Origin of the sequence: Neobacillus vireti (assembly GCF_036962465.1) — a bacterium.
GTDB lineage: Bacteria > Bacillota > Bacilli > Bacillales > Cytobacillaceae > Neobacillus > Neobacillus vireti_B.
In genome coordinates this window covers 38,500-58,852 of record NZ_JBALNF010000015.1, presented here as the reverse complement: position 1 = coordinate 58,852, position 20,353 = coordinate 38,500, and the positions used below count along the sequence as shown (strand labels likewise).

The window sequence follows — 20,353 nt, the reverse complement described above, 5'->3', positions numbered from 1 at the left end:
ATTTAATAAATATTTATTGAAAAACGATAAATAATAATTTAAAATCAAATTACAAAATATTTGTGAGGTGTTTTTATGAATAAAGTGACAACATTGTTTTTAAAGACGGCTGTACTTCTAATGGGAATCCCAGTTCTTGCTTTGTGCATCTTTTTGGTGCCTGAGATCGGGGATGTTGCGGCAAAATTGCTTCCAAAGTTTGCTTATATTAAATATCTTGTTTCCATCGTTTTTTATGCATCAGCAATCCCTTTTTACGTTGCTTTGTATCAGTCATTCAAACTATTACGCTATATTGACCAAAATAAAGCTTTCTCCGAATTATCCGTAAAAGCTTTAAAGAAAATCAAACATTGTGCGGTCATAATCAGTATTCTGCACGTGCTAGTCTTGCCGCTTTTCTATCTCTTTGCGGAGAAAGATGATGCACCAGGTGTCATCTTTGTCGGATTGGTTGTTCCTTTTGCGTCCATGGTAATTGCCGTTTTTGCTGCTGTTCTCCAAATGCTGTTAAAAGAAGCAATCGATATAAAATCTGATAATGATTTAACCGTCTAAGGTACTGAACAAAACAATTAAATCACTTTGTCCTTCAAAGGCGGGTAAAAGAAAATATAGATTGAGTATCTTAAAATGATTGAATAGTGTGAGGTGGATAACTTGGCAATTATAATCAATATTGATGTGATGCTGGCTAAAAGGAAGATGAGCGTAACGGAACTTTCGGAGAAGGTTGGAATTACAATGGCTAACCTTTCTATATTAAAAAATGGTAAAGCAAAGGCAATTCGATTTTCAACGTTAGAGGCAATTTGTAAAGCTCTAGAGTGTCAACCCGGAGATATATTAGAATACAAACATAACGACTAGTTTATCCAAAAACATTCTTCTACATTGTTAGCGGGATAGTAAACAAGCGCAAAAAAAAGGGTAAATACCCTTTGTATTATAAAGGAATAAAAAAATTAAGATGGGAAAGCCTACGGGAGTAAGGGAGGTTAAATTATTATGTCTTTGAAAAATCAGAGGCTCATAAAAATGACAATGATTTTACTTTCATGGCTATCCATCCCGTTTATTGGAAGACGAAATTTAAACAGATTCCTTCCTGCAGCCATATTTATATTTATTCTTGAATTATGGAATGTTCAGATTGGAAGAAAACGAAAATGGTGGGTTACTTATAAAAAGCGAAACACAATTCTATCATTGGAATTTCCTATAGAAGTTGGACCTTTTTTTGTAGGTACTTTGTGGATACTAAAGTCAACGTATGGAAACTTTAAAAAGTTTATTCTGCTCAATGCCAGTATTAATGCTTTTTTCGCCTTTGTAATAACCAAGGTAACCGAAAAGTTAAAAGTCGCTAAATTAGTTAGACTCAATCGATTTCAATTTTTCTTTTATTTATTTTATAAGGCTTTTCTGTTATATGGATTCCAATCCCTTATTGATAGAAAAAGGAGATATAAATGGTGAATTTTAATCAATAGTAACTTTCATTATACTAAAGTCGAGTAAAGAGGCTGAACTGCCAAATCAACTGTTAATGGGATTATCTTTTGTCTTGACGTGTTGTTTAAATTCAATAAAATTCCGCAATAAAACCCTGCTTAGCACATATATATGGGCTAAGGGGGTTTACAATGAAATCAATCAAAATTATCACACTAACATTTACTTTCCGATCTATCCTAATGGTCCTATTTATGTTTTTAATGATTTCTATAGTTGTCGTTTCAAATATTAATATTTCCTCCCTAAAAATGAATAATTCGATCGGTATACTAAATGGTGAAAAACTTTTTTTGCAATTTTTTAAATCCGAGAATCATAGCTTTTTTCCTAAAGTAAAAAATCCTGATTTCACTGTTTCCAAACTGACAAACTTAGCTTTTCAAATAGGGACGACAATTAAACCTACAGATACACGAACGTTTTTAGGCAATGAAATTCCTGGATTAAGAATGTATGACACTGAGATCGTAGTAGCTGGTGAAGGAACCAACATTACTAATCTTCCATACGAATCTGCACCTCCAACTGAGGTTTTGTTAAATGAGAGAAAAGCTTCAGAGGAATTAATAAATCAAACGACAGACGACAATAAACCAATAACCAACCCTGAACATAAAACAGTAATGATTTATCATACCCATAGCTGGGAGTCATATCTTCCAGTTTTAAAGGATGCTAAGAATCCTGACGACGCAATAAGCTCGGACGAAAGAGCAAATGTAATTGGTTTAGGAGAACGTTTAGCTAGGAATTTAATGAGTAAAGGCATTGGCGTTGACCATGATAAAACAAATATGACGCAGGAGTTACTAAAGAAACAATGGAAACCAACAAAAGCATATACAGAATCGCGGGAAATCGTTGAAGCAGCCGCAGCCAAAAATAAGGAACTAAAATATTTTATTGATATTCACCGTGACTCGGCCCGAAAACAAATTACGACGAAAACCATTAATGGTGTTAACTACGCAAAGCTCTTATTTATAATAGGAAGAGAAAATAAAAACTATCTGGATAATCTAGAATTTGCCAAGGCACTGAACGCAGAGCTGGAAAAAAAGTATCCTGGAGTTAGTAGAGGGGTCTTTCTTAAATCTTATAAAGATGGAAATGGTGTCTATAATCAAGATATATCCAATAAAGCAATGTTGTTAGAAATCGGCGGAGTAGATAATAATTTGGACGAACTCCATCATACCGTCGATATATTTTCAGAAATACTGGCTGAGTATTATTGGAAAACCAATGAAGCAAAAGCGGTGAATGGAAATGGGGAATAAGTGCGAATCCTCAAAATAAAGGATCGCTTTTTCCAAAAATAGGCTATGAAGGTAGTGTTAAAATCAGAAAAAGGCCGATTTTTCAAATGAAGGATTGGCTTTTTTCTATCCTTTCTTAATCTGATTTCTTAACGGATCTGGTCTTTCCCGAAAAACAATTATGAGTGAAATCGATAAAAGGATAGAGAGGTTGGAAATGGATTATGTACACCTTTCAATCATCCACCGCCGGTATTACCATACATCTATTGAAGCACCTCCAATCGCTGGACATAAATTATTTCTTCTTCAATCGAAATTGCCGAGAAAAGGATGTCTTCATCTTATATGTCTCAATAACTCAGCGTATCCCTACGAATTTCTTATGTTCCTTAATAACAAGCTGAATAAATTTTTCACGCTCATCTGCACTATTTTTGAGAACTTTAATATTTTCAGTCTTCCTTAAGTAGTGCTTAACCTTTTTGTTATGCCAAATGATGTAATTATATCGAACATCTTGATTCAGGTTGGTGAACCATTCTTCTTCTTTTAATTCATCTATGTTTTTTTCTAGTTTTGACATCGAAGTAGGAAAAATTGTCTCAACCAGACCACCAACCAAATCACCGATTAAATCAACTAAAAAATCACTAATGATTATCATAACTACTCCTTGCCCTTAAATAGATTTTACCTATCAATTTTATATTATTATTGGAAGGGCGTAGGTAAACAATGAAAAAAATCCCCATTTTAATTACTTTTATTTTTCTTTTAATTGTTACAGCTTGTGGTGGTCCATATTTATCCAAAACCTCCGAATTGTATATACTTAAAAAAGCACATTCAGAGGATGATCAAAAAGCATGGATAATTGCTTTTGACCCCAACAGTATTACAGGGAAAAAGAAAACAACAATTATGGTCAAGGAAGCCATGGTGTGGAACTTAATCGAGGTAAATAAAACTTATCTTATAACTTACTCAAAGAAAGGAGATAATCCTTGGGTTTTAGAGCAAATTGAAAATCGAGGTGATGATGATACTATCAGATGAAAAAGTTTTATTAAACTAACGGAAGGGTATTTGAATTTAACAATTATGGTAAAATGTCCGTCCCTCATGAGGATGGACATTCTTGTTATTATTTTTTATTTGCTATTTCTATTTTTTTAGGAGCAAGTGGTGGCTGTTCTAACACTTGTTTTTCACCATAATATCGAACCGGTTTTTTGTCATTGCCAATGAAATTCAACAAAAGAGGAGCTTAAGATGGAAACAAAAAATATTCTTGCAAAGAAAATCCTTACGGAGGCAAAAGGTTATTTGGATGTTGGATTTACCCATTCATTAAACCCATACAGCGGATGTGCTTTTTCCTGCCTTTATTGCTACGTAAGGGAAATGCCGATTCAAAGATTTAAAGACATCCCTTGGGGAGAGTGGTTGGACATAAAAACAAACGCAGCAGAAAATTACCAAAATGAAATCTTGAAACTGCGTAAGAAAGATCAGCCTGTTAATATTTTTATGTCTTCAGCCACAGACCCCTATCAACCGATCGAACGGAAAACAAAGGTGACACGTGAAATAATAGAAGCGATGGTTGAAAATCCGCCAGATTTTCTTCAGATTCAAACACGGAGCCCGCTCATCACGAGGGATATTGATTTGATCACGCAATTGAAGGAAAAATGTAAAGTTTTAGTATCTATGACAATTGAAACAGACAGGGAAGACATAAAGAGGATTTTTTCTCCATTTGCACCAGGGATAAAGTTACGGTTAAAAGCTCTTCAAGCAGTGCATGATGCGGAAATCACCACCCAAGCTTCGATTTCTCCTGTTTTGCCCTTTACTCCTGACTTCCCCAAACAATTAGATGGAAGAGCCGACCACATTTGGATTGATACGTTAAGGATCGGGGATGGTTTGATGGGGAAACGGTCGGAAAAGTTAGGAATGCCTTCTTTATTTAAGAAGCATGGTTTAGCGGCATGGTATCAACCAGATATACATGAAAGAGTGGAGAAATTTTTTACTAAGTATTTCCCACGTGACAGAATACGTGTTTCTAAACAAGAAGCCTTCCTAAAATAAGAAGCCTATTTTTATAAAAGGTTTTGTCCCCGAATACAAATGATTCAATTGAAGCAGTCCAATTCGTAAATGAATTAGACTGCTTCTTCTCTTTTTATAACCACTCAATTCCTAAACGGGATAATACCGCAGCTAGCTGCTGATATACAAAAGTCATGTTAAAAGGAACAGCCGAATATACATTTGAAGAGGTTTTCCGTTGGAAACAGAAAATGTAAACCCTTCCAATTATTCTGAAATATCAATGTTAGATAATCTTTCGATAAACTTGATACGAATATTTTTTAGATTAAAATTTAATTATAGACTGACTCATTCCCCTCGTGTTCCCAACCAATATACAACCAATATTGACCTCAATAACTGAATACATCCACTTAGGATTGCCGTTATGTCTGCAAAGCCTCAACTAGGATCCAACTAGTTTTTTCAATGTTATATGTATGTTTGAAAACTTTTTAAAAGGGTAGGTAAATACTATATAGATAAATTTTTGGGAAGGTGAAAGATTATGAATAAAAAACAATGTATAGCGATGCTCTTAGCTGGCGGCCGAGGGACACGTTTAAAAGACCTGACCAAATCGATGGCAAAACCAGCCGTTCCATTCGGCGGTAAATACCGGATCATTGATTTTACCTTAAGCAATTGCAGTAATTCTGGGATTGATACCGTAGGTGTTTTAACCCAGTATCAGCCTCACACATTGCAAAATTATATTGGAGACGGTAAGCATTGGGATTTAGATCGGAGAAATGGCGGCATTACAATCCTGCCGCCGTATCAGAGTGAGGATGGAGACCGTTGGTATGAAGGTACCGCCCATGCGATTTACCAAAACCTCAACTATGTTGAAAAACATAATCCGGAGTATGTCCTTGTCATATCAGGTGACCACATTTATAAAATGGATTATCGTAAAATGCTTGAACAACACATCCAAACAAAAGCAGAAGCGACGATCTCTGTGATAAATGTTCCATGGAGAGACGCTCATCGGTTTGGGATTATGAATATGGATTCCAGCTCCAATAGAATCCTAGATTTTGAAGAAAAGCCCAAACAACCGAAATCAAATCTTGCTTCAATGGGGATATACATTTTTAATTGGAGCGTGTTGAAAAAATATGTAGAAAAAGAGGAGAAAAAACGATTCTCTTCTAAAGATTTTGGTAAGGATATTATCCCCGCAATGATTCATGATAACCGTGAAGTGTATGCTTACCGTTTTAACGGATATTGGAAGGACGTCGGAACCGTACAAAGCCTGTGGGAAGCGAATATGGACCTACTTTCCTATGAAACTAATCCGATTATTCAGCATGAAGAGTGGGGGATTTATACCCGTGAAACGTCACACCAGCCTTTCTATTTGGACGGAAAAGCGGTCTTAAGTCAATCTCTAGTATCTGAAGGCTGCAAGGTGTTCGGTAGAGTCGAAAATTCACTGCTTTATCACGGCGTAACGGTGAGCAAAGGGGCAGTCATAAAGGATTCGGTGATTATGCCAGGTACGTTTATTGGGGAAAATGCGGTGATTAATCGAGCCATTGTCGGAAGTGAATCGTTTATTTACTCGAATGTTCATGTGGGAGATACTAATCCATTTAGTGAGATTAGCTTAATAGGTAACAATCAAATAATTAAAGAAAACAAGCCTGTAAAAGTAAAGGGAAACGCAGTTTAAGAGTTTTATAATAAAATGGTTTTATGTTAGAAAAAAGCGTGACGTAGTAAAAATCAGGGCAGTGATGATTCATCACTGCCTATTTGTGTTTTTTAAAAGAAAAATTCTTATATTATGCGTAAAGTACTATAATTCAAGCCAATATTTACGATCGAAACTGATTTAATCTTTCATATGTTTCAAGCAGGAAATTATAAAACAATTCCTCCGTCGGGAGCAATTTTCGTTGTGTTGGGTAGATTACACCAACTGTCCGGGTAAGATTTGCATCGGATAGTGGGACTATGACGGTGGACCTCGGGGTGTTATCGACCAATGTCATTTCTGGCATTAATGCCACACCTAAGCCTGCTGAGACGAGCCCTTTTAAGGCATCGATATCTTTGCCTTCAAAGGCGATTTGTGGAGTGAAGCCTGCATCATGGCATGCCCGAACCACTTGCTCGCGAAAAACAAAACCTTCCGGAAGGACACAAAACGGATCCTCTCGTAAGTTCCGCAACCTAATTGATTTTTGATCAGCTAATCGATGATGGAGAGGGAGGAGGGCCACAATATTTTCTGTGAACAGAGTCGCTCCTTTAATTTTCGGTTCCTTTTCCTGATTGGGCATCGGGGCCATCATGGCCAAATTAAATTCACCATTTATCACACCGTCAATTAAATCATAATAAAGAGCATTGCTCATTTGAAATTTAGCTTCAGGGTATCGAGTCCGGAATGCATAAATAATGGAAGGCAAGGTATGGGCCGCCATGCTAATCGGGAAAGCAATTCGAACGGTCCCTTTCTCAGGGTCTAAGTATTCTTCTACTTCTCGCTTCGCATCTTCCATCATGTTCCATACTTGTTTCATTCGTTCATAAAAAATTTTTCCAAGAGGGGTTAACTTGACCCTTCTTCCCTCACGGATAAAAAGTTCAACCCCTAATTCGTCTTCTAAATTGAAAATTTGCCGGCTTACAGAAGACTGGGCAACATGCAGGACATCAGCAGCCTCGGTTACATGCTCTCTTTTTGCGACTTCTAGAAAATAGTTAATTTGCCGCGTCTCCAATTTTATCCCTCCACATTGATGCGTTAAATGCATTGATTTCATCGGAAAATCATATTGAAACTATCAATTATAAAATTATAAAATAAAAACACATATTAGAAAAGAGAATTTTCTTAATTTTAAATACTTTAGGGGTTGAATGGGATGAAAATGCTGGAAAAAGTAGAAGAGAATCAAACAGAAATCGTAAAAGAGTACGTAAATCGTTTATATAAAAAGGTTCAACAACGCAATCCAAATGAAATGGAGTTTCAGCAAGCAGTTAAAGAGGTACTTGATTCTTTAGTACCTGTCCTTGTCAAAAAACCAATCTATATGAAACAAGCCGTTCTAGAAAGACTGATTGAACCAGAACGATTGATTTCCTTTCGCGTTCCTTGGGTGGACGATAAAGGGAAGGTCCAGGTGAATCGGGGATATCGGGTTCAGTTTAGTAATGCAATTGGGCCCTATAAAGGGGGACTACGATTTCACCCTTCCGTTAACGCAAGCATTATTAAATTTCTCGGGTTTGAACAAATTCTGAAAAACTCTTTAACAGGTCAGCCAATAGGCGGTGGAAAGGGTGGTTCCGACTTTGATCCAAAAGGGAAATCGGATTTAGAAATCATGCGTTTTTGTCAGAGCTTTATGACCGAACTTAGCAGACATATCGGTGCAGATATCGATGTTCCTGCAGGAGATATAGGAGTAGGGGCTAGAGAGATTGGTTATATGTTTGGCCAATATAAAAAATTGAGAGGCGCCTTTGAAGCAGGCGTACTTACTGGAAAAGGCATTGGTTATGGCGGAAGCTTAGGCCGGAAAGAAGCAACAGGATATGGAACGGTTTACTTTGTCGAAGAAATGCTGAAAAGTCAGGGATTAAGCTTTAAAGGCAGTACAGTAGTGGTTTCTGGTTCAGGCAATGTGTCAATTTATGCCATTGAAAAAGCTATACAGTTTGGTGCAAAAGTGGTCGCCTGCAGCGATTCATGCGGCTATGTGTTTGATGTAAACGGAATAAATCTAGAGACAGTGAAACGATTAAAAGAAGTGGAGAATAAACGAATTTCTGAATATGTCAACGACCATCCAGAGGCTATTTACCAAGAAGGATGTTCAGGAATCTGGGCCATCCCGTGTGATATTGCATTACCATGTGCAACACAAAATGAGGTAAATAAGGAAGCAGCAGAAATGTTAGTTTCGAATGGGGTAAAGGCTGTCGGAGAGGGGGCCAATATGCCTTCAACTCAAGAGGCTGTTGATACTTTTATGGAGCATCATGTTTTATTTGCGCCAGCAAAAGCAGCAAATGCAGGCGGGGTGGCAGTCTCCGCGTTAGAAATGGCGCAAAATAGTGCCAGGCTTGCTTGGACACTAGAAGAAGTGGATGCCAAATTACAAGGAATTATGAAAGAGATCTATAATAAGAGTTTGAAAGCATCAGTCGATTATGATGCACCAGGCAATCTTGTGGTCGGTGCCAATATTGCTGGCTTTGTAAAAGTAGCAGATGCCATGATTGAGCAAGGAGTTATATAGACATTATAAAGTCAATTTTCCAGTGTAATAGGCGAGTTACAATTAAAAATTATGTGTATGTATACAGCTCCAAATGTTATGTTAATGCTGATGAAGGAACCCATTTAATATAGGGCCTAATACCAATCTTCAAAATGCTCAATTTACATGGTTTGAAATCAAAAAGCTTTTCAAGCTTCATTGGGAATAAAGTGAGTATTGATCATCGATCTCTTGTTCTTGGTACTTGCTTATCATTAACCAAAAAAAGCTGCCAGGCAATGGCAGCTTTTTTTTCATTCGATAGGGAGAAAACTTTCTACTTCTATTTCTGTCCAGCTTGTTTCTGTAAGCGTCCAATAAGAGGGACGACAATGATACCAGCGAGGGTGACCTGTAGAAAGTTGCCAGGGATGGAGCCGACTGGCTGAATCCAGTTGCCATAAAGAATGACTTCGGCAAAATAGTAGCCCACGATTTTGATAATCAGGGCAACAACAACTGCAAGTGAATAGACAAGAACTCTTTTCCCCGGTACCTTTTCAGCAATAAGACCGGCTACAAAGCCCATTGCCCCTACGATAATAAAGGTAAACGGTGCCCATGCTCCCCATCCGGAAATTAGATCGAATAAGCCCATTCCAAAAGCGCCGGCGATGGCTCCTGTTTTTTTACCGTAAACCAGAGCTGCTATAAATAGAGGTACGTTACCGAGATGGATTAGTCCTCCGTTACTCATAATTGGGAGCTTTACGTTAATAAACATAGTAGCAACTAGGGTTAATGCGATGAAAAGTGCATTGATGACTAGCGCTCTAGTTTTCGTTGATGCTGTTGGCGAGTATGTTGTATTCATTTAATAACCCCTTTCTTTTTTTAAATAATATCATAATTTACTATAAGCTCAATACTATTAATTTGCATAGATAAAGATTCTGATAACAACCATGGAAAGTATTTCCTCATGAATCAGTGCATTTGCCCCTTTTAATTCTTTAGTATGTCGAAATTTGTGTTATTTTATTTAGTAACATTTGAAATATTTGTAATATAATTTACTTTGATTAATTAAAACTCTTTATAGATAAAGGCAAACCACTCGAAAGATTGGGACGCAAAGCTACAGGTCTAAGGTTCTACACTATGATGGCTGAGCTGCCTAAAATAGAATATATTTTAGGAGGCTTATATTTTGATAGCACTTACTTGGGAAAAGGAACTGGAGATAGAATGGGAGGAAGCTAGTGACGAAAATATAGTAGAGGCATATGTAGTTAGCATACTGAATAAGTGGGACCAAAATTTAAGAGATTTGGAACAAGAATTAATGAAAAGAAAATTATTTTTAGTTGCATTAGAGCTCTATGATCGTAAAAAGCGCAGGGCATCATTAAATTTGTAGATGGTTAAAAATAGAACAACTAAAAAATGATAAAAAAGCAGGAGTGCCTAGAACATTAGGACTCCTCTTTTTATTCTGAGTTGTATGGAAAGTAGTTTGGATAAACGTACGAAGTTGTTATTCTGCTAAATAATTTAGTAGAATAATACTATTAGCATAGTGAAAATCAAGTGAAAGGAAATACCTTTTGCAAGATAACCATTCGATTTCCACTAGTCATAATGATAAAACATAAAAGAGGGATATAATATGACAACAGAAACAGATAATGAACTTTCTGAACGTTTCGAAGTGGCTTTTAATAAAATACATACTTGGCTGCAAAAAAATATTAAAAATGCAAAAACAAACAAATATACGGAACTACTTAGAATAGGTTTTCCGATGCATGCCATCATCAGAAAACATTATGATGATTTAAAAATATACGGCCGACTTAGAAACTCTATTGTCCATGATAAAGTTGAACCAGGGTTTTATATCGCGGAACCACATATGAGCGTAGTCGAACAAATTGAAACGATCGCGTCCAAAATCAATGAACCAAGGACGGCTCTTTCGATTGCTACCAAACCCGTATTTTATTATCTAGAAGATGCAAAATTAAAGGATATACTTACTGTCATTAACCGTAAAATGTATTCTGTTTATCCAATATACAATCAAAGTGGATATAAATGGCTATTAACAGCAGAAGGGATTATTCAGTGGTTTTCTCAAAATTTAGTCGATAATACGGTTTACTTAGATGAAGTAAGGGTACAAGACTTATATTCTTTCCATCGGCCCCTATCAGTCGAGTTTGTAGGTCAGGAAACAGATATGTTTGTAGTGGAAGAAATATTTGAAGACTATCATCAGAAAAATAAAAAATTGGAAGCGGTCATCATAACTGAAACAGGGGAACAGAGTGAAAAGCCCCTAGGTATCATTACATCTTGGGACTTAGTGGAAATTAATTCATTAGAATAAGGAACAAAGATAGTCACACAACTACTAGTTTAAGGATAGTTGGGAAAATTTTAAAAGTTTAACTATTCTTAATATTTACCTAACATGAGTGTGGTATTTTATGGAGGACAACCTATACGAGGAGTGATGGAATGAAACGTCAAAGCTTTCCCATTTTCGCATTGGTCCTTCTGTTCATGTCTTCAGCTCTTTATCTACCAACGTTTGCTTTAGCAGAAAATGCGCTCGATCCTGCCCCACAACTACAGCCCGTTGGGACGGCAAATGGCAAGAAAATTTTATTTGATAATACCCATGGACAAACAGCTGGTGCAGCAGACTGGGTGTTGGATGGAGGTTTCTCGGATTTTTCCAATGCTTTAGCCAATAAAGGTTATTACGCAAAAGAGCTGAGAAAAACCACTCCGATTACCTATCAAGATTTACAAGATTATAATGTGTTCGTCATCGGGGAAGCTAACATTCCCTATAAAACTTCTGAGCAAGCGGCAATGATTCAATATGTACAAAATGGCGGGAGTATCTTTTTCATTGGCGATCATTATAATGCGGATCGCAACAAAAACCGCTGGGATGCTTCGGAGGTTTTTAATGGTTATCGTCGCGGTGCTTATGCCGATCCGGCCAAAGGGATGACATCAGAAGAGGCTGCGTCTGCCGCCATGCAGGGTGTCACCGGCTCTGATTGGCTGTCAGCTAACTTTGGAATCCGCTTCCGCTACAATGCGATTGGGGATGTAACAGCCAATGATATCGTCACACCGAGCCAAGCCTTCGGAATAACAACGGGCGTCACTACGGTTGCCATGCATGCCGGCTCCACCTTAGCGATTACAGACCCTGCCAAGGCAAAAGGAATTGTCTATCTTCCAAAAACAACACTTGCTTGGAGCAATGCGGTCGATCAGGGCGTCTATAATGGTGGAGGAAGAGCAGAGGGCCCCTATGCAGCTGTTTCCAAACTTGGATTAGGAAAAGCAGCGTTTATCGGAGATTCCTCGGCTGTTGAAGATGCGACCCCAAAATATTTGCGTGAGGAAACAGGCTCTAAGAAGACGACTTACGATGGTTTTAAAGAACAAAATGATGGTACATTACTTGTGAATATCATCGATTGGTTAGCCATTCAGGAAAGTTATACCGCATTCACCCAGGTTAGCGGGCTGCAGCTAGATCAGCCAGCCGCCTTGCTAGCAATGGAAAATCCACAAACATCGACAGAGCCGCAAGTAGAACCGTGGTCTGCACCAGACCCAGGCTATAAATGGTATAATCCATCCACGTTTAAATCCGGATCTTATGGGTACGGTTCTAGCGGATCTGGTGGTACAACTACAACTTTGAATGAAAAATTTGAATCCGGTTCTAAAACTGCCTACACTTCAGGAAATGTGACGCTTGCGAGCGGTTCTTGGTACTTTGATAATGCTCTTATCGGCAATCTATCCACCGATAAAAAAACCGGTTTGCAATCGGCACGTGTACGAGCAGCTGGAGCGATTACGATGAATTTTAATGTCAGCGGGGCGAAGAGTATTCAGATTTCTCATGCCAATTTCGGAACCGACAGCGGAGCTAATTGGCAGCTGCAAATGTCGACGAATAGCGGTTCGACTTGGACAAACGTGGGGAGCACGAATACTAGTACTTCCACTTTAACCGTTAAAACGTTTGCCCTTACCCAAACGGCTTCAGTCCGCTTCCGAATTGTCGTTTCTGGTACTTCAGGAAGTAGAATCAATTTTGATGATATTGTGATAAACAATTAAATACGATATGAGCTATCCCGGGTTTAGTGGGATAGCTTTTTTTTGCCGAATTTTTCAAACATGTCTAACCTTTTGGTCTTTTACTCTTTATTTAAAGGGTGAATGGCGGATGTCCTTATGGAGGGGACTCTTGGCCAACCAACAGAATAGAACGTAAAAATAGGTAAGGACATTTTTAAATTCCTCGGGAGGGATTTTTATGCAAAAAGGATTAGCCGGCTGCGTTTTGATTGCTGCGACTTCGATTCTAGCTTTTCATCCACAGGGTACGCAGAACAAAGAGGGTACAGGAAATGAAAGGGTCATTCAAGATGAAGCTCTATTAGGCGATTCAATTGTAGAAGAAACAGGCAGTACGATACCTGTTACATGGGTTGCGACTATTGATGGGGATACGATTAAAGTAAGGGTGGACGGCAACATAGAAACAGTTCGATATTTATTAATCGATACACCGGAATCGAAAAAGCCAGGCATGTGTGTTCAGCCTTTTGCGATGGAAGCCTTTCAGCGGAATGAGGAGCTAGTGAGAGCAGGAAATATCACACTTGAAATGGAGAATGGGAATGACAGGGACTCCTACGGGCGCCTGCTTGCTTATGTATTTGTAAAAGGAAAATCGGTTCAAGAAACATTGCTTAAAGAAGGATTCGCTCGGGTGGTCTATATCATCCATCCACCTTATCGATACATTGATCGTTATCAGGAGGATGAAAATCTAGCAAAAAAAGAAAAACGAAACATCTGGGGCAAAGTGAATTACGTAACCCAATCGGGATTTAGTGGCTGCATTACAATGAAGTAGAGAACGTTTTTTGATGAAAGACTCTAAAGCACATCACTAACGACCCAAAATAGTGATGTGCTTTTATGTGGAAACAGTTCAATAGAATGGAAAATTTTTGTGATATCTATTCGATTACAAAAAGAGCTAATTGTGCCCGTTGGATGAGTCAATTCAGCTGGTCGGTCAAAAAAACAGATAATTGTGCCCGTCGGGAAAGCAAATTCAGCCTAACGGGCACAAAAACAAGATAAGGGTTGTAATACTAAATCAAATATTCACCGTCTCGACAATGGCTTGATATACAGGTCATATACCAAACGATTATGACAAATTATGAACCCCTTCATAGGACTTTTTGATTAAAATTCGTGAAAGATGTGGATTTTTGTAAGAAACAGCAGGATTTTTACTCTTATTAAAGGAATAGTTAGAATATAAAAAACAAAAGCCATTTTTTTCATTCATTCTATCAAAGTATGAAAGAAGGTATACGATGTGATGAAAGATTTCTTTGCTGACTATAAAAGGTTTATTGTTGTACCAGAAGATAAAAAGCGAGTGGAGAATGAAGTATTTGATCCAAAAAATTTTGCTGCCTATTATATCCTTACCTTGTCCATTTTTGATTCACGTTTAGTGACCTGGAAGGATGCAAGTAAATTTGGCATAGACGTCGAAAAAAGCATCAAAACCATTCTAGGGGATTTCAATCAAAAACAAAGCGAGAAGTACCATCTGCAATTATTAGAATTAGATCCGTTAAAAAACTACTTTATCTTAGCTCTTTCTTCTAAAACGAAATGGAACCCTGGGGAAGAGAAGGACCGTATTGCTTATATCATTGATAGATTTCTGACAAATCCTTTTTATGTTGGACAAGGCTGGTTCAACTTAATTGGAGAAAAAGGAAGAGTAGCCCGTAAACTCTTTTGCTGCTCATTTAAGGAATATACTTGGGAGGGCCAGAGGGAAGATAAATTTGAAAATATCAATGAACGAATCCCTAAAAATGGAGAGATAAAGCTGTTTAAAAGCTCTCCGAAGAGAGATATTCTCTAATCTAAATCATAATCATTTAATGAATGATAGAAAAAAATATCCCCATTTTACTAGTGCGCTAGAATATGGGGGATATTTTATTCCTCACCGAAACCCGCTATTTACCCGTCTCAACATCGTTACGATATTCCAAAGGATTCCTCCTGTTAGCAGAGATGCCCACCACGTAAACTCTAACGTGGGGCCAAAGCCAGGAAGGAACAAGCTTACGGTAATAACCATTCCCATCGATAACGCTCCAATCCCACCAACCTTTCTCTGGGTTGAGAAGCTCGCGCTTTCGATTATTTTCCTCAATTAACTGTTTAGCCTTCACGAAAATATCCTCCCCTTGAATAATAAGTGAACAGGATTTACAATTTGCATCCACTCTGAAGTGATCGTATCAAGTGATTCTTTGCCTTGTTCAGTTAAATAATAATATTTTCTATTTGGACCAGACTCTGATGGCTGCACTCTCCCACTAATAAGACCGTTTTTTTGTAATCGTAATAAAACAGGATAAATCGTACCCTCACTGACATCTCCTAATCCCACTTCCTGCAGTTTCTTCGACAGTTCATAGCCATACACGGGTTCCTTTTCAATGACGGATAATACACAACCATCCAATATTCCTTTTAATAATTGACTTCTTAAGGACATGGTATAGCTTCCTTTCTTATCACATCTATATTGTATAGCAAGGTAGTGGATGAAAAAATCACTACTTTGTTATACATAGTAGTGAGTATATTTTATCCTTTTTTTATTCAACAATGTCAATACTCTGCCAAACTTTGAGTGCCTTCCATTTTTTTGACTCTAGGGTTCATTATTTCCTGGTTTCTTTTCGTATGACGGGTGCGACTTCTGTTGCCAACCGTTCAATGTTCTCGGCGACCTTTTTAAAGGGCATTCCACCTATATCGATTTGGGCTAATAATCGTTGGTGTCCAAACAATTCATAGTGACGCATAATTTTTTCGATAATTTCCTGTGAACTTCCAACAAATAGGGCTTTATCCTTGCTGCACATCTGCTCAAATTCGACTCTTGACCAAGTCTTATTGACCCCATGATGACGATTGAGCTGGTGCCAATAATTGGAATGATACGGGTAATATTCTTCAATTGCCTGCTGATTCGTTTTTGAAATATAGGCATGCCCGGTAACCGCAACCTTCATGTCTTCCAAAGCACGGCCGGTTAGAGCAGCTGATTCTCGGTATCGGTCAACAAACGGCTGAAAGAAACAGGGATCCCCGCCAAGAATCACTAAAGCTAATCCAGTACCCAATCTGCCAGCTCGTTCCGCACTTTTCACAGTTCCTCCTACACCTACCCATATGGGAATCTGCTGTTGAATAGGACGCGGAGAGATGGCTGCTTCCTTTAGGGATGAACGATAACGACCATTCCAGGTGACCAATTGCTGCTCATTTAGTTTTAGAAAAAGCTCAAGGTGTTCTTCAAATAATTCATCATAATTAGTTAGATCAAAACCGAAAAGGGGAAAGGAGTCTAAAAAAGCCCCGCGTCCGGCAATAATTTCAGCGCGTCCATTGGATAAAAGATCCAGTGTGGCAAAATCCTCAAATAACCGAACAGGATCTACTGTATTTAACACAGTTGTAGCACTGGTAAGTTTAATTCGCTTTGTGACTTGGGAAATGGCTGACAAGACCACTGGCGGTGAGGACACAGCATAATCTAAACGGTGATGTTCTCCCACACCAAATACATCCAGCCCTGCTTCATCCGCCAATTTGGCAGCTTTGATGATTTCCTCCATTCGCTGTTTTACGCTGATGGTTTTCCCTGTTAGTGGATCTGGGTATAAATCCGCTAACGAATAAATACCAATCTCCATACCAATTTGATTTGCTGCTTTCAAATTCCTCTCCTCCACCATGGTTTAATCACTTTTACTTAATAGTATTCAATCACTTAAAAAAGGAATTAAATAAATTAACATCGTGAAGTTAATGAGTATGTATGGCAAATTTGCTCAAGGGTTGGTGAGGAGCCGTCCACACAAGTGGTCATCTAACAAAAGTTATTAGAGTTAAATTTCTTTGTGTGACAGAGGTAAAAATGGCTTAATCCCACGTTTATTAAATGGCAGAATTTTTAAATCAGCAATCAGGTGACTGATGTAACCCCCACAACAGGTATAGAACACACCACGGATTCCCAGTGAAGTCTCTAAATTGGAAGAGATGATTCCAAAGAAAACAACACCTAAGATGGAATGGGTATAGCTGCGGTGAGGAGAAAAGGACGCAACGATAAGGTAGATTCCGAGCAGTATTAACCATCGTTCGTCTATCGAGAATCCGCCCACAAGGACCGCTATTCCAGTAATCGTTAACATGTGTTTCTGCTTAATGAGGGAGGCAATCACAATAATTAACAAGCCGATGCCAATCCCCAGCCATTGCTCTAAAACTGCTTTATCCACGAAACTATAGACAATCATCATCAATCCAATGATCAGGGCAGAGAGCCGAATTACCTCATGCGGCAGAGTAATCTTTCCGCGCAGTTTCCCATCAATATCTAAATCCGGCATTAATCCTGAAACACATCCAAGTCCGACAAACAAGAGTGTTTCAGTCGGAGAGGCATGAAATGTATGAGCCACAATAAATCCTGTTGCAGATCCAATGACAGCATGTGAGGTACCATTCAATTTATTTCCACCTTTCATCCTATTAATCTCATTCATACAAAAACAGACAATCACTATTGTACAACAAAACATCTGTTCTGTTTAGCGGTTTGACAAACTTTAAGATTGGAAGTGAGGAAAGGCCTATTATTAAAAAAAATTTGTTTCAATTTATAATTGAGTATTGACAGTTAATGGTAAACAAATTATTATCATTATTAATAATGATAATAAAAAGGTTTCTATAGGGGGAGCTTAGAATGGTTAGTACAGCAACGATTATTTCAATGTTTGTTCCGATTGTGTTTTCATTTGTATTATTTATTGGGTTAATTCTATTTTTTCGCAAGAAGTCAGGTATTGCCGTAAAGCCAGTAATCATAGGTGCGATTGGATTTGTGGTGATAACACAGATTTTGGAAAAGGCGCTCCATCTCGCGGTCATCACGGCTTTTCCACATTATGCTGACCACCCTTGGGCTTTTGGGGTGTATGGAGGGATGGCAGCGGGCTTATTTGAAGAGCTGGGCCGCTTTCTTTTATTTACCTGGCTGCTAAAAAAATTCCATGATTACAAAGGCGGAATTTCTTTTGGCGTAGGCTGGGGCGGCATTGAGGCAGTGGTCTTAATGTTAACGATGATCGTGCCAAACATTTTGTTTGCTTTTATGATTAATGCAGGAACACTAGAAAAATCGTTGGGAGGACAAATCCCAACGGATCAGCTCGCAATGATGAAAGATGCCGTATTAAATAACGGTATCCCCTATTATTTATTAGCCGCTGTCGAACGGTTTTTCGCCGTCTTCATGCAGATTGCTTTTAGTCTATGGGTATTGATTGCGGTAATAAAAAAGAAATTTGTTTACGTGCTATATGCCATTCTGATTCATGCAGCGATTGATTTCCCACTCGTATTCGTCCAGACGGGTTATTTCACAAATTTGTGGGTGGTGGAATTCTATTTAGCCATCGTCGCGATGATTGCGTTTTGGTTGATAAAGAAGGCAAGGGCATATTTACTATAACAATAATAGATCTTTACGCCTGCGTGAAGGTCTATTATTTTAAAAATATTTCCTTCTAAATTTCAGCTAAATTCCTAATTAAGGAACATTTGTTCTTGTATAATGGTATTGAGGTGATAAGATGTCTTTTCATATCATGCTAACAAGGAAAATTTCGGACATAAAGGGGCATACACAAATTCAAGTCCAAGTCATGGATCCAGCTGCAGCACAAATTATTTATTTTACTCTTGATGAACTGGAAAAAGATGAGTTGCCGGAAAGCTTAAAAGAATACATAAGAGGATTACTACCCGAGATTGTGGAGGGGAGATGGCACTATAGTGGGAAACATAAATAAAGTCTATCTTGACTAAATGAAATCGAAGGTTGGAAACGACAATGTTTGACCATGGCTTCGATTTGTGAATTAAGCAGATAGCATAGTTTTTCTCCAAATACTGTTAAGAATATTCATAATTTAAAAAAATAATTTGACACCTTTGCTCGAATCATGATATAACCCCTTTAATAATAACAAATAATATGGCGAAAGAGTAAATAACAGGGGGAGTTACAATTATGGCACATAGCAGCAAAATATTAGACTGTACGATCCGTGATGGGGGATTGGTAAACAACTGGGATTTCAGTGTGGAATTTGTTCAGGATTTATATAATGGTCTTAGTGAAGCCGGTGTGGAATATATGGAAATCGGCTACAAAAATTCTGCGAAACTTCTCAACGCGACGGAGCATAATCCATGGAGATTTCTGGATGATGAGTTCCTAAAAGAGGTCATACCTGAGAAAAAGTTCACGAAGCTCTCTGCTCTAGTAGATATTGGCCGTGTAGATCCAAATGACATTCTGCCCCGTGAGCAAAGCGTATTGGATATGATACGGGTGGCATGCTATGTCCGTGAAGTGGATAAAGGGTTAGAACTTGTTCAAATGTTCCATGATTTAGGATATGAGACTTCACTTAACATTATGGCCTTATCTAGCGTGCCGGAGCATCAGCTGATTGAAGCGATGGAAATGGTAAAAGAAAGCCCTGTAGATGTGGTGTATGTCGTTGATTCCTTTGGAAGTTTAGATCCTGCCGGAATTGCCCATCAAGTGAAAAAGTTCCAGTCGATGCTCCCTAATAAACAGCTTGGAATTCATACCCATAATAATATGCAGCTAGCATTCGCTAACACCTTAACGGCCTATCAAAATGGTGCGATCTTCCTAGATTCGTCTGTTTATGGCATGGGACGTGCCGCAGGGAACTGTAACACAGAGCTTCTCGTTAGCTATATTCAAAAATCAAGCTATGAACTTAGACCGTTACTTGGTGTAATAGAAAAACACATGGTTGAAATGAGAAATAAGTGGGAGTGGGGTTATATCATTCCTTACATGATTTCTGGTGTGCTTAATGAACATCCACGTGTTGCCATGGCATACCGTAATAGCAAGGAACGTGACCAGTTCGTGAATTTTTATGATCAGGTAACAACTCCGGAAGCAACGTTAGCGACCGTTTCGAAGTAGATGAATGATTCACAAGAAAAGGTGTTTTCCAT

At 38.2% G+C, this 20,353-nt stretch carries 22 protein-coding genes and 1 riboswitch; of the genes, 15 read left to right on the top strand and 7 right to left on the bottom strand.

Annotated elements, in window-relative coordinates:
• Positions 1-75: 75 nt before the first annotated feature.
• From V7077_RS06880 to spoIIP, 3 genes are all read left to right on the top strand, one after another.
• Positions 76-558 carry a DUF2975 domain-containing protein gene (locus V7077_RS06880; RefSeq protein WP_335499749.1) on the top strand — a complete coding sequence of 161 codons (483 nt, stop codon included), beginning with the start codon at positions 76-78 and terminating at the stop codon, positions 556-558.
• 102 nt (positions 559-660) lie between these two features.
• Positions 661-870 (top strand): helix-turn-helix domain-containing protein, encoded by a 210-nt coding sequence (locus V7077_RS06875; protein WP_335499747.1) that lies wholly within the window; start codon positions 661-663, stop codon positions 868-870.
• A gap of 776 nt (positions 871-1,646) precedes the next feature.
• Complete coding sequence (spoIIP, locus tag V7077_RS06870; protein WP_335499744.1) at positions 1,647-2,798, top strand: stage II sporulation protein P; 1,152 nt, start codon at positions 1,647-1,649, stop codon at positions 2,796-2,798.
• 340 nt (positions 2,799-3,138) lie between these two features.
• On the opposite strand, the gene V7077_RS06860 is transcribed toward spoIIP, so the two are convergent.
• A complete protein-coding gene (locus tag V7077_RS06860) occupies positions 3,139-3,444 on the bottom strand; it encodes a hypothetical protein (RefSeq protein ID WP_335499741.1) in 306 nt (101 codons plus the stop codon).
• Positions 3,445-3,515: 71 nt separating this feature from the next.
• Between V7077_RS06860 and V7077_RS06855 the strand changes: the two genes are divergently transcribed.
• The 3 genes from V7077_RS06855 (at position 3,516) to V7077_RS06845 (ending at position 6,567) form a co-directional block, all read left to right on the top strand.
• Entirely contained in the window at positions 3,516-3,836 is a 321-nt protein-coding gene (locus V7077_RS06855) for a hypothetical protein (protein ID WP_335499739.1), read from the top strand.
• Positions 3,837-4,052: 216 nt separating this feature from the next.
• Positions 4,053-4,880, top strand: a complete 828-nt coding sequence (locus V7077_RS06850) for an SPL family radical SAM protein (protein WP_335499737.1) — start codon at positions 4,053-4,055, stop codon at positions 4,878-4,880.
• Between the two features lie 511 nt (positions 4,881-5,391).
• Complete coding sequence (locus tag V7077_RS06845) at positions 5,392-6,567, top strand: glucose-1-phosphate adenylyltransferase (protein ID WP_335499736.1); 1,176 nt, start codon at positions 5,392-5,394, stop codon at positions 6,565-6,567.
• Positions 6,568-6,712: 145 nt separating this feature from the next.
• On the opposite strand, the gene V7077_RS06840 is transcribed toward V7077_RS06845, so the two are convergent.
• Complete coding sequence (locus tag V7077_RS06840) at positions 6,713-7,624, bottom strand: LysR family transcriptional regulator (protein WP_335499734.1); 912 nt, start codon at positions 7,622-7,624, stop codon at positions 6,713-6,715.
• A 144-nt stretch (positions 7,625-7,768) separates the two neighbouring features.
• Here V7077_RS06840 and gdhA point away from each other — a divergent pair, with 144 nt between their 5' ends.
• A complete protein-coding gene (gdhA, locus tag V7077_RS06835; RefSeq protein WP_335499731.1) occupies positions 7,769-9,151 on the top strand; it encodes an NADP-specific glutamate dehydrogenase in 1,383 nt (460 codons plus the stop codon).
• Between the two features lie 304 nt (positions 9,152-9,455).
• On the opposite strand, the gene V7077_RS06830 is transcribed toward gdhA, so the two are convergent.
• Positions 9,456-9,986, bottom strand: coding sequence for an ECF transporter S component (locus V7077_RS06830; RefSeq protein ID WP_335499730.1), 531 nt, complete (start codon positions 9,984-9,986; stop codon positions 9,456-9,458).
• A 223-nt stretch (positions 9,987-10,209) separates the two neighbouring features.
• Positions 10,210-10,293, top strand: a riboswitch (cyclic di-GMP riboswitch).
• A 29-nt stretch (positions 10,294-10,322) separates the two neighbouring features.
• On the opposite strand from V7077_RS06830, the gene V7077_RS06825 reads away from it, so the two are divergent.
• The 5 genes from V7077_RS06825 (at position 10,323) to V7077_RS06805 (ending at position 15,119) form a co-directional block, all read left to right on the top strand.
• Positions 10,323-10,532: a hypothetical protein gene (locus tag V7077_RS06825; protein WP_335499728.1), complete on the top strand. Its 210-nt coding sequence runs from the start codon at positions 10,323-10,325 to the stop codon at positions 10,530-10,532.
• 249 nt (positions 10,533-10,781) lie between these two features.
• Positions 10,782-11,504 (top strand): hypothetical protein, encoded by a 723-nt coding sequence (locus V7077_RS06820; protein WP_335499725.1) that lies wholly within the window; start codon positions 10,782-10,784, stop codon positions 11,502-11,504.
• Positions 11,505-11,635: 131 nt separating this feature from the next.
• Entirely contained in the window at positions 11,636-13,273 is a 1,638-nt protein-coding gene (locus V7077_RS06815; RefSeq protein WP_335499722.1) for an Ig domain protein group 2 domain protein, read from the top strand.
• Between the two features lie 199 nt (positions 13,274-13,472).
• Positions 13,473-14,078: a thermonuclease family protein gene (locus tag V7077_RS06810; protein WP_335499721.1), complete on the top strand. Its 606-nt coding sequence runs from the start codon at positions 13,473-13,475 to the stop codon at positions 14,076-14,078.
• Positions 14,079-14,555: 477 nt separating this feature from the next.
• Positions 14,556-15,119: a hypothetical protein gene (locus V7077_RS06805; protein WP_335499719.1), complete on the top strand. Its 564-nt coding sequence runs from the start codon at positions 14,556-14,558 to the stop codon at positions 15,117-15,119.
• Between the two features lie 97 nt (positions 15,120-15,216).
• Here V7077_RS06805 and V7077_RS06800 read toward each other — a convergent pair whose 3' ends face one another.
• From V7077_RS06800 to V7077_RS06785, 4 genes are all read right to left on the bottom strand, one after another.
• Complete coding sequence (locus V7077_RS06800) at positions 15,217-15,435, bottom strand: hypothetical protein (protein WP_335499717.1); 219 nt, start codon at positions 15,433-15,435, stop codon at positions 15,217-15,219.
• Positions 15,432-15,764: a PadR family transcriptional regulator gene (locus V7077_RS06795; RefSeq protein WP_335499714.1), complete on the bottom strand. Its 333-nt coding sequence runs from the start codon at positions 15,762-15,764 to the stop codon at positions 15,432-15,434. The genes V7077_RS06800 and V7077_RS06795 overlap by 4 nt, the downstream gene beginning before the upstream one ends.
• A 169-nt stretch (positions 15,765-15,933) precedes the next feature.
• Entirely contained in the window at positions 15,934-17,013 is a 1,080-nt protein-coding gene (locus V7077_RS06790) for an LLM class flavin-dependent oxidoreductase (protein WP_420489618.1), read from the bottom strand.
• Between the two features lie 153 nt (positions 17,014-17,166).
• Positions 17,167-17,793: a metal-dependent hydrolase gene (locus V7077_RS06785; RefSeq protein WP_335499708.1), complete on the bottom strand. Its 627-nt coding sequence runs from the start codon at positions 17,791-17,793 to the stop codon at positions 17,167-17,169.
• Positions 17,794-18,032: 239 nt separating this feature from the next.
• On the opposite strand from V7077_RS06785, the gene V7077_RS06780 reads away from it, so the two are divergent.
• The 3 genes from V7077_RS06780 (at position 18,033) to V7077_RS06770 (ending at position 20,321) form a co-directional block, all read left to right on the top strand.
• Entirely contained in the window at positions 18,033-18,800 is a 768-nt protein-coding gene (locus tag V7077_RS06780) for a YhfC family intramembrane metalloprotease (RefSeq protein WP_335499706.1), read from the top strand.
• Between the two features lie 121 nt (positions 18,801-18,921).
• Positions 18,922-19,140 (top strand): hypothetical protein, encoded by a 219-nt coding sequence (locus V7077_RS06775; protein ID WP_335499704.1) that lies wholly within the window; start codon positions 18,922-18,924, stop codon positions 19,138-19,140.
• A gap of 221 nt (positions 19,141-19,361) precedes the next feature.
• Positions 19,362-20,321, top strand: a complete 960-nt coding sequence (locus V7077_RS06770; protein ID WP_335499702.1) for an aldolase catalytic domain-containing protein — start codon at positions 19,362-19,364, stop codon at positions 20,319-20,321.
• Positions 20,322-20,353: the final 32 nt, after the last annotated feature.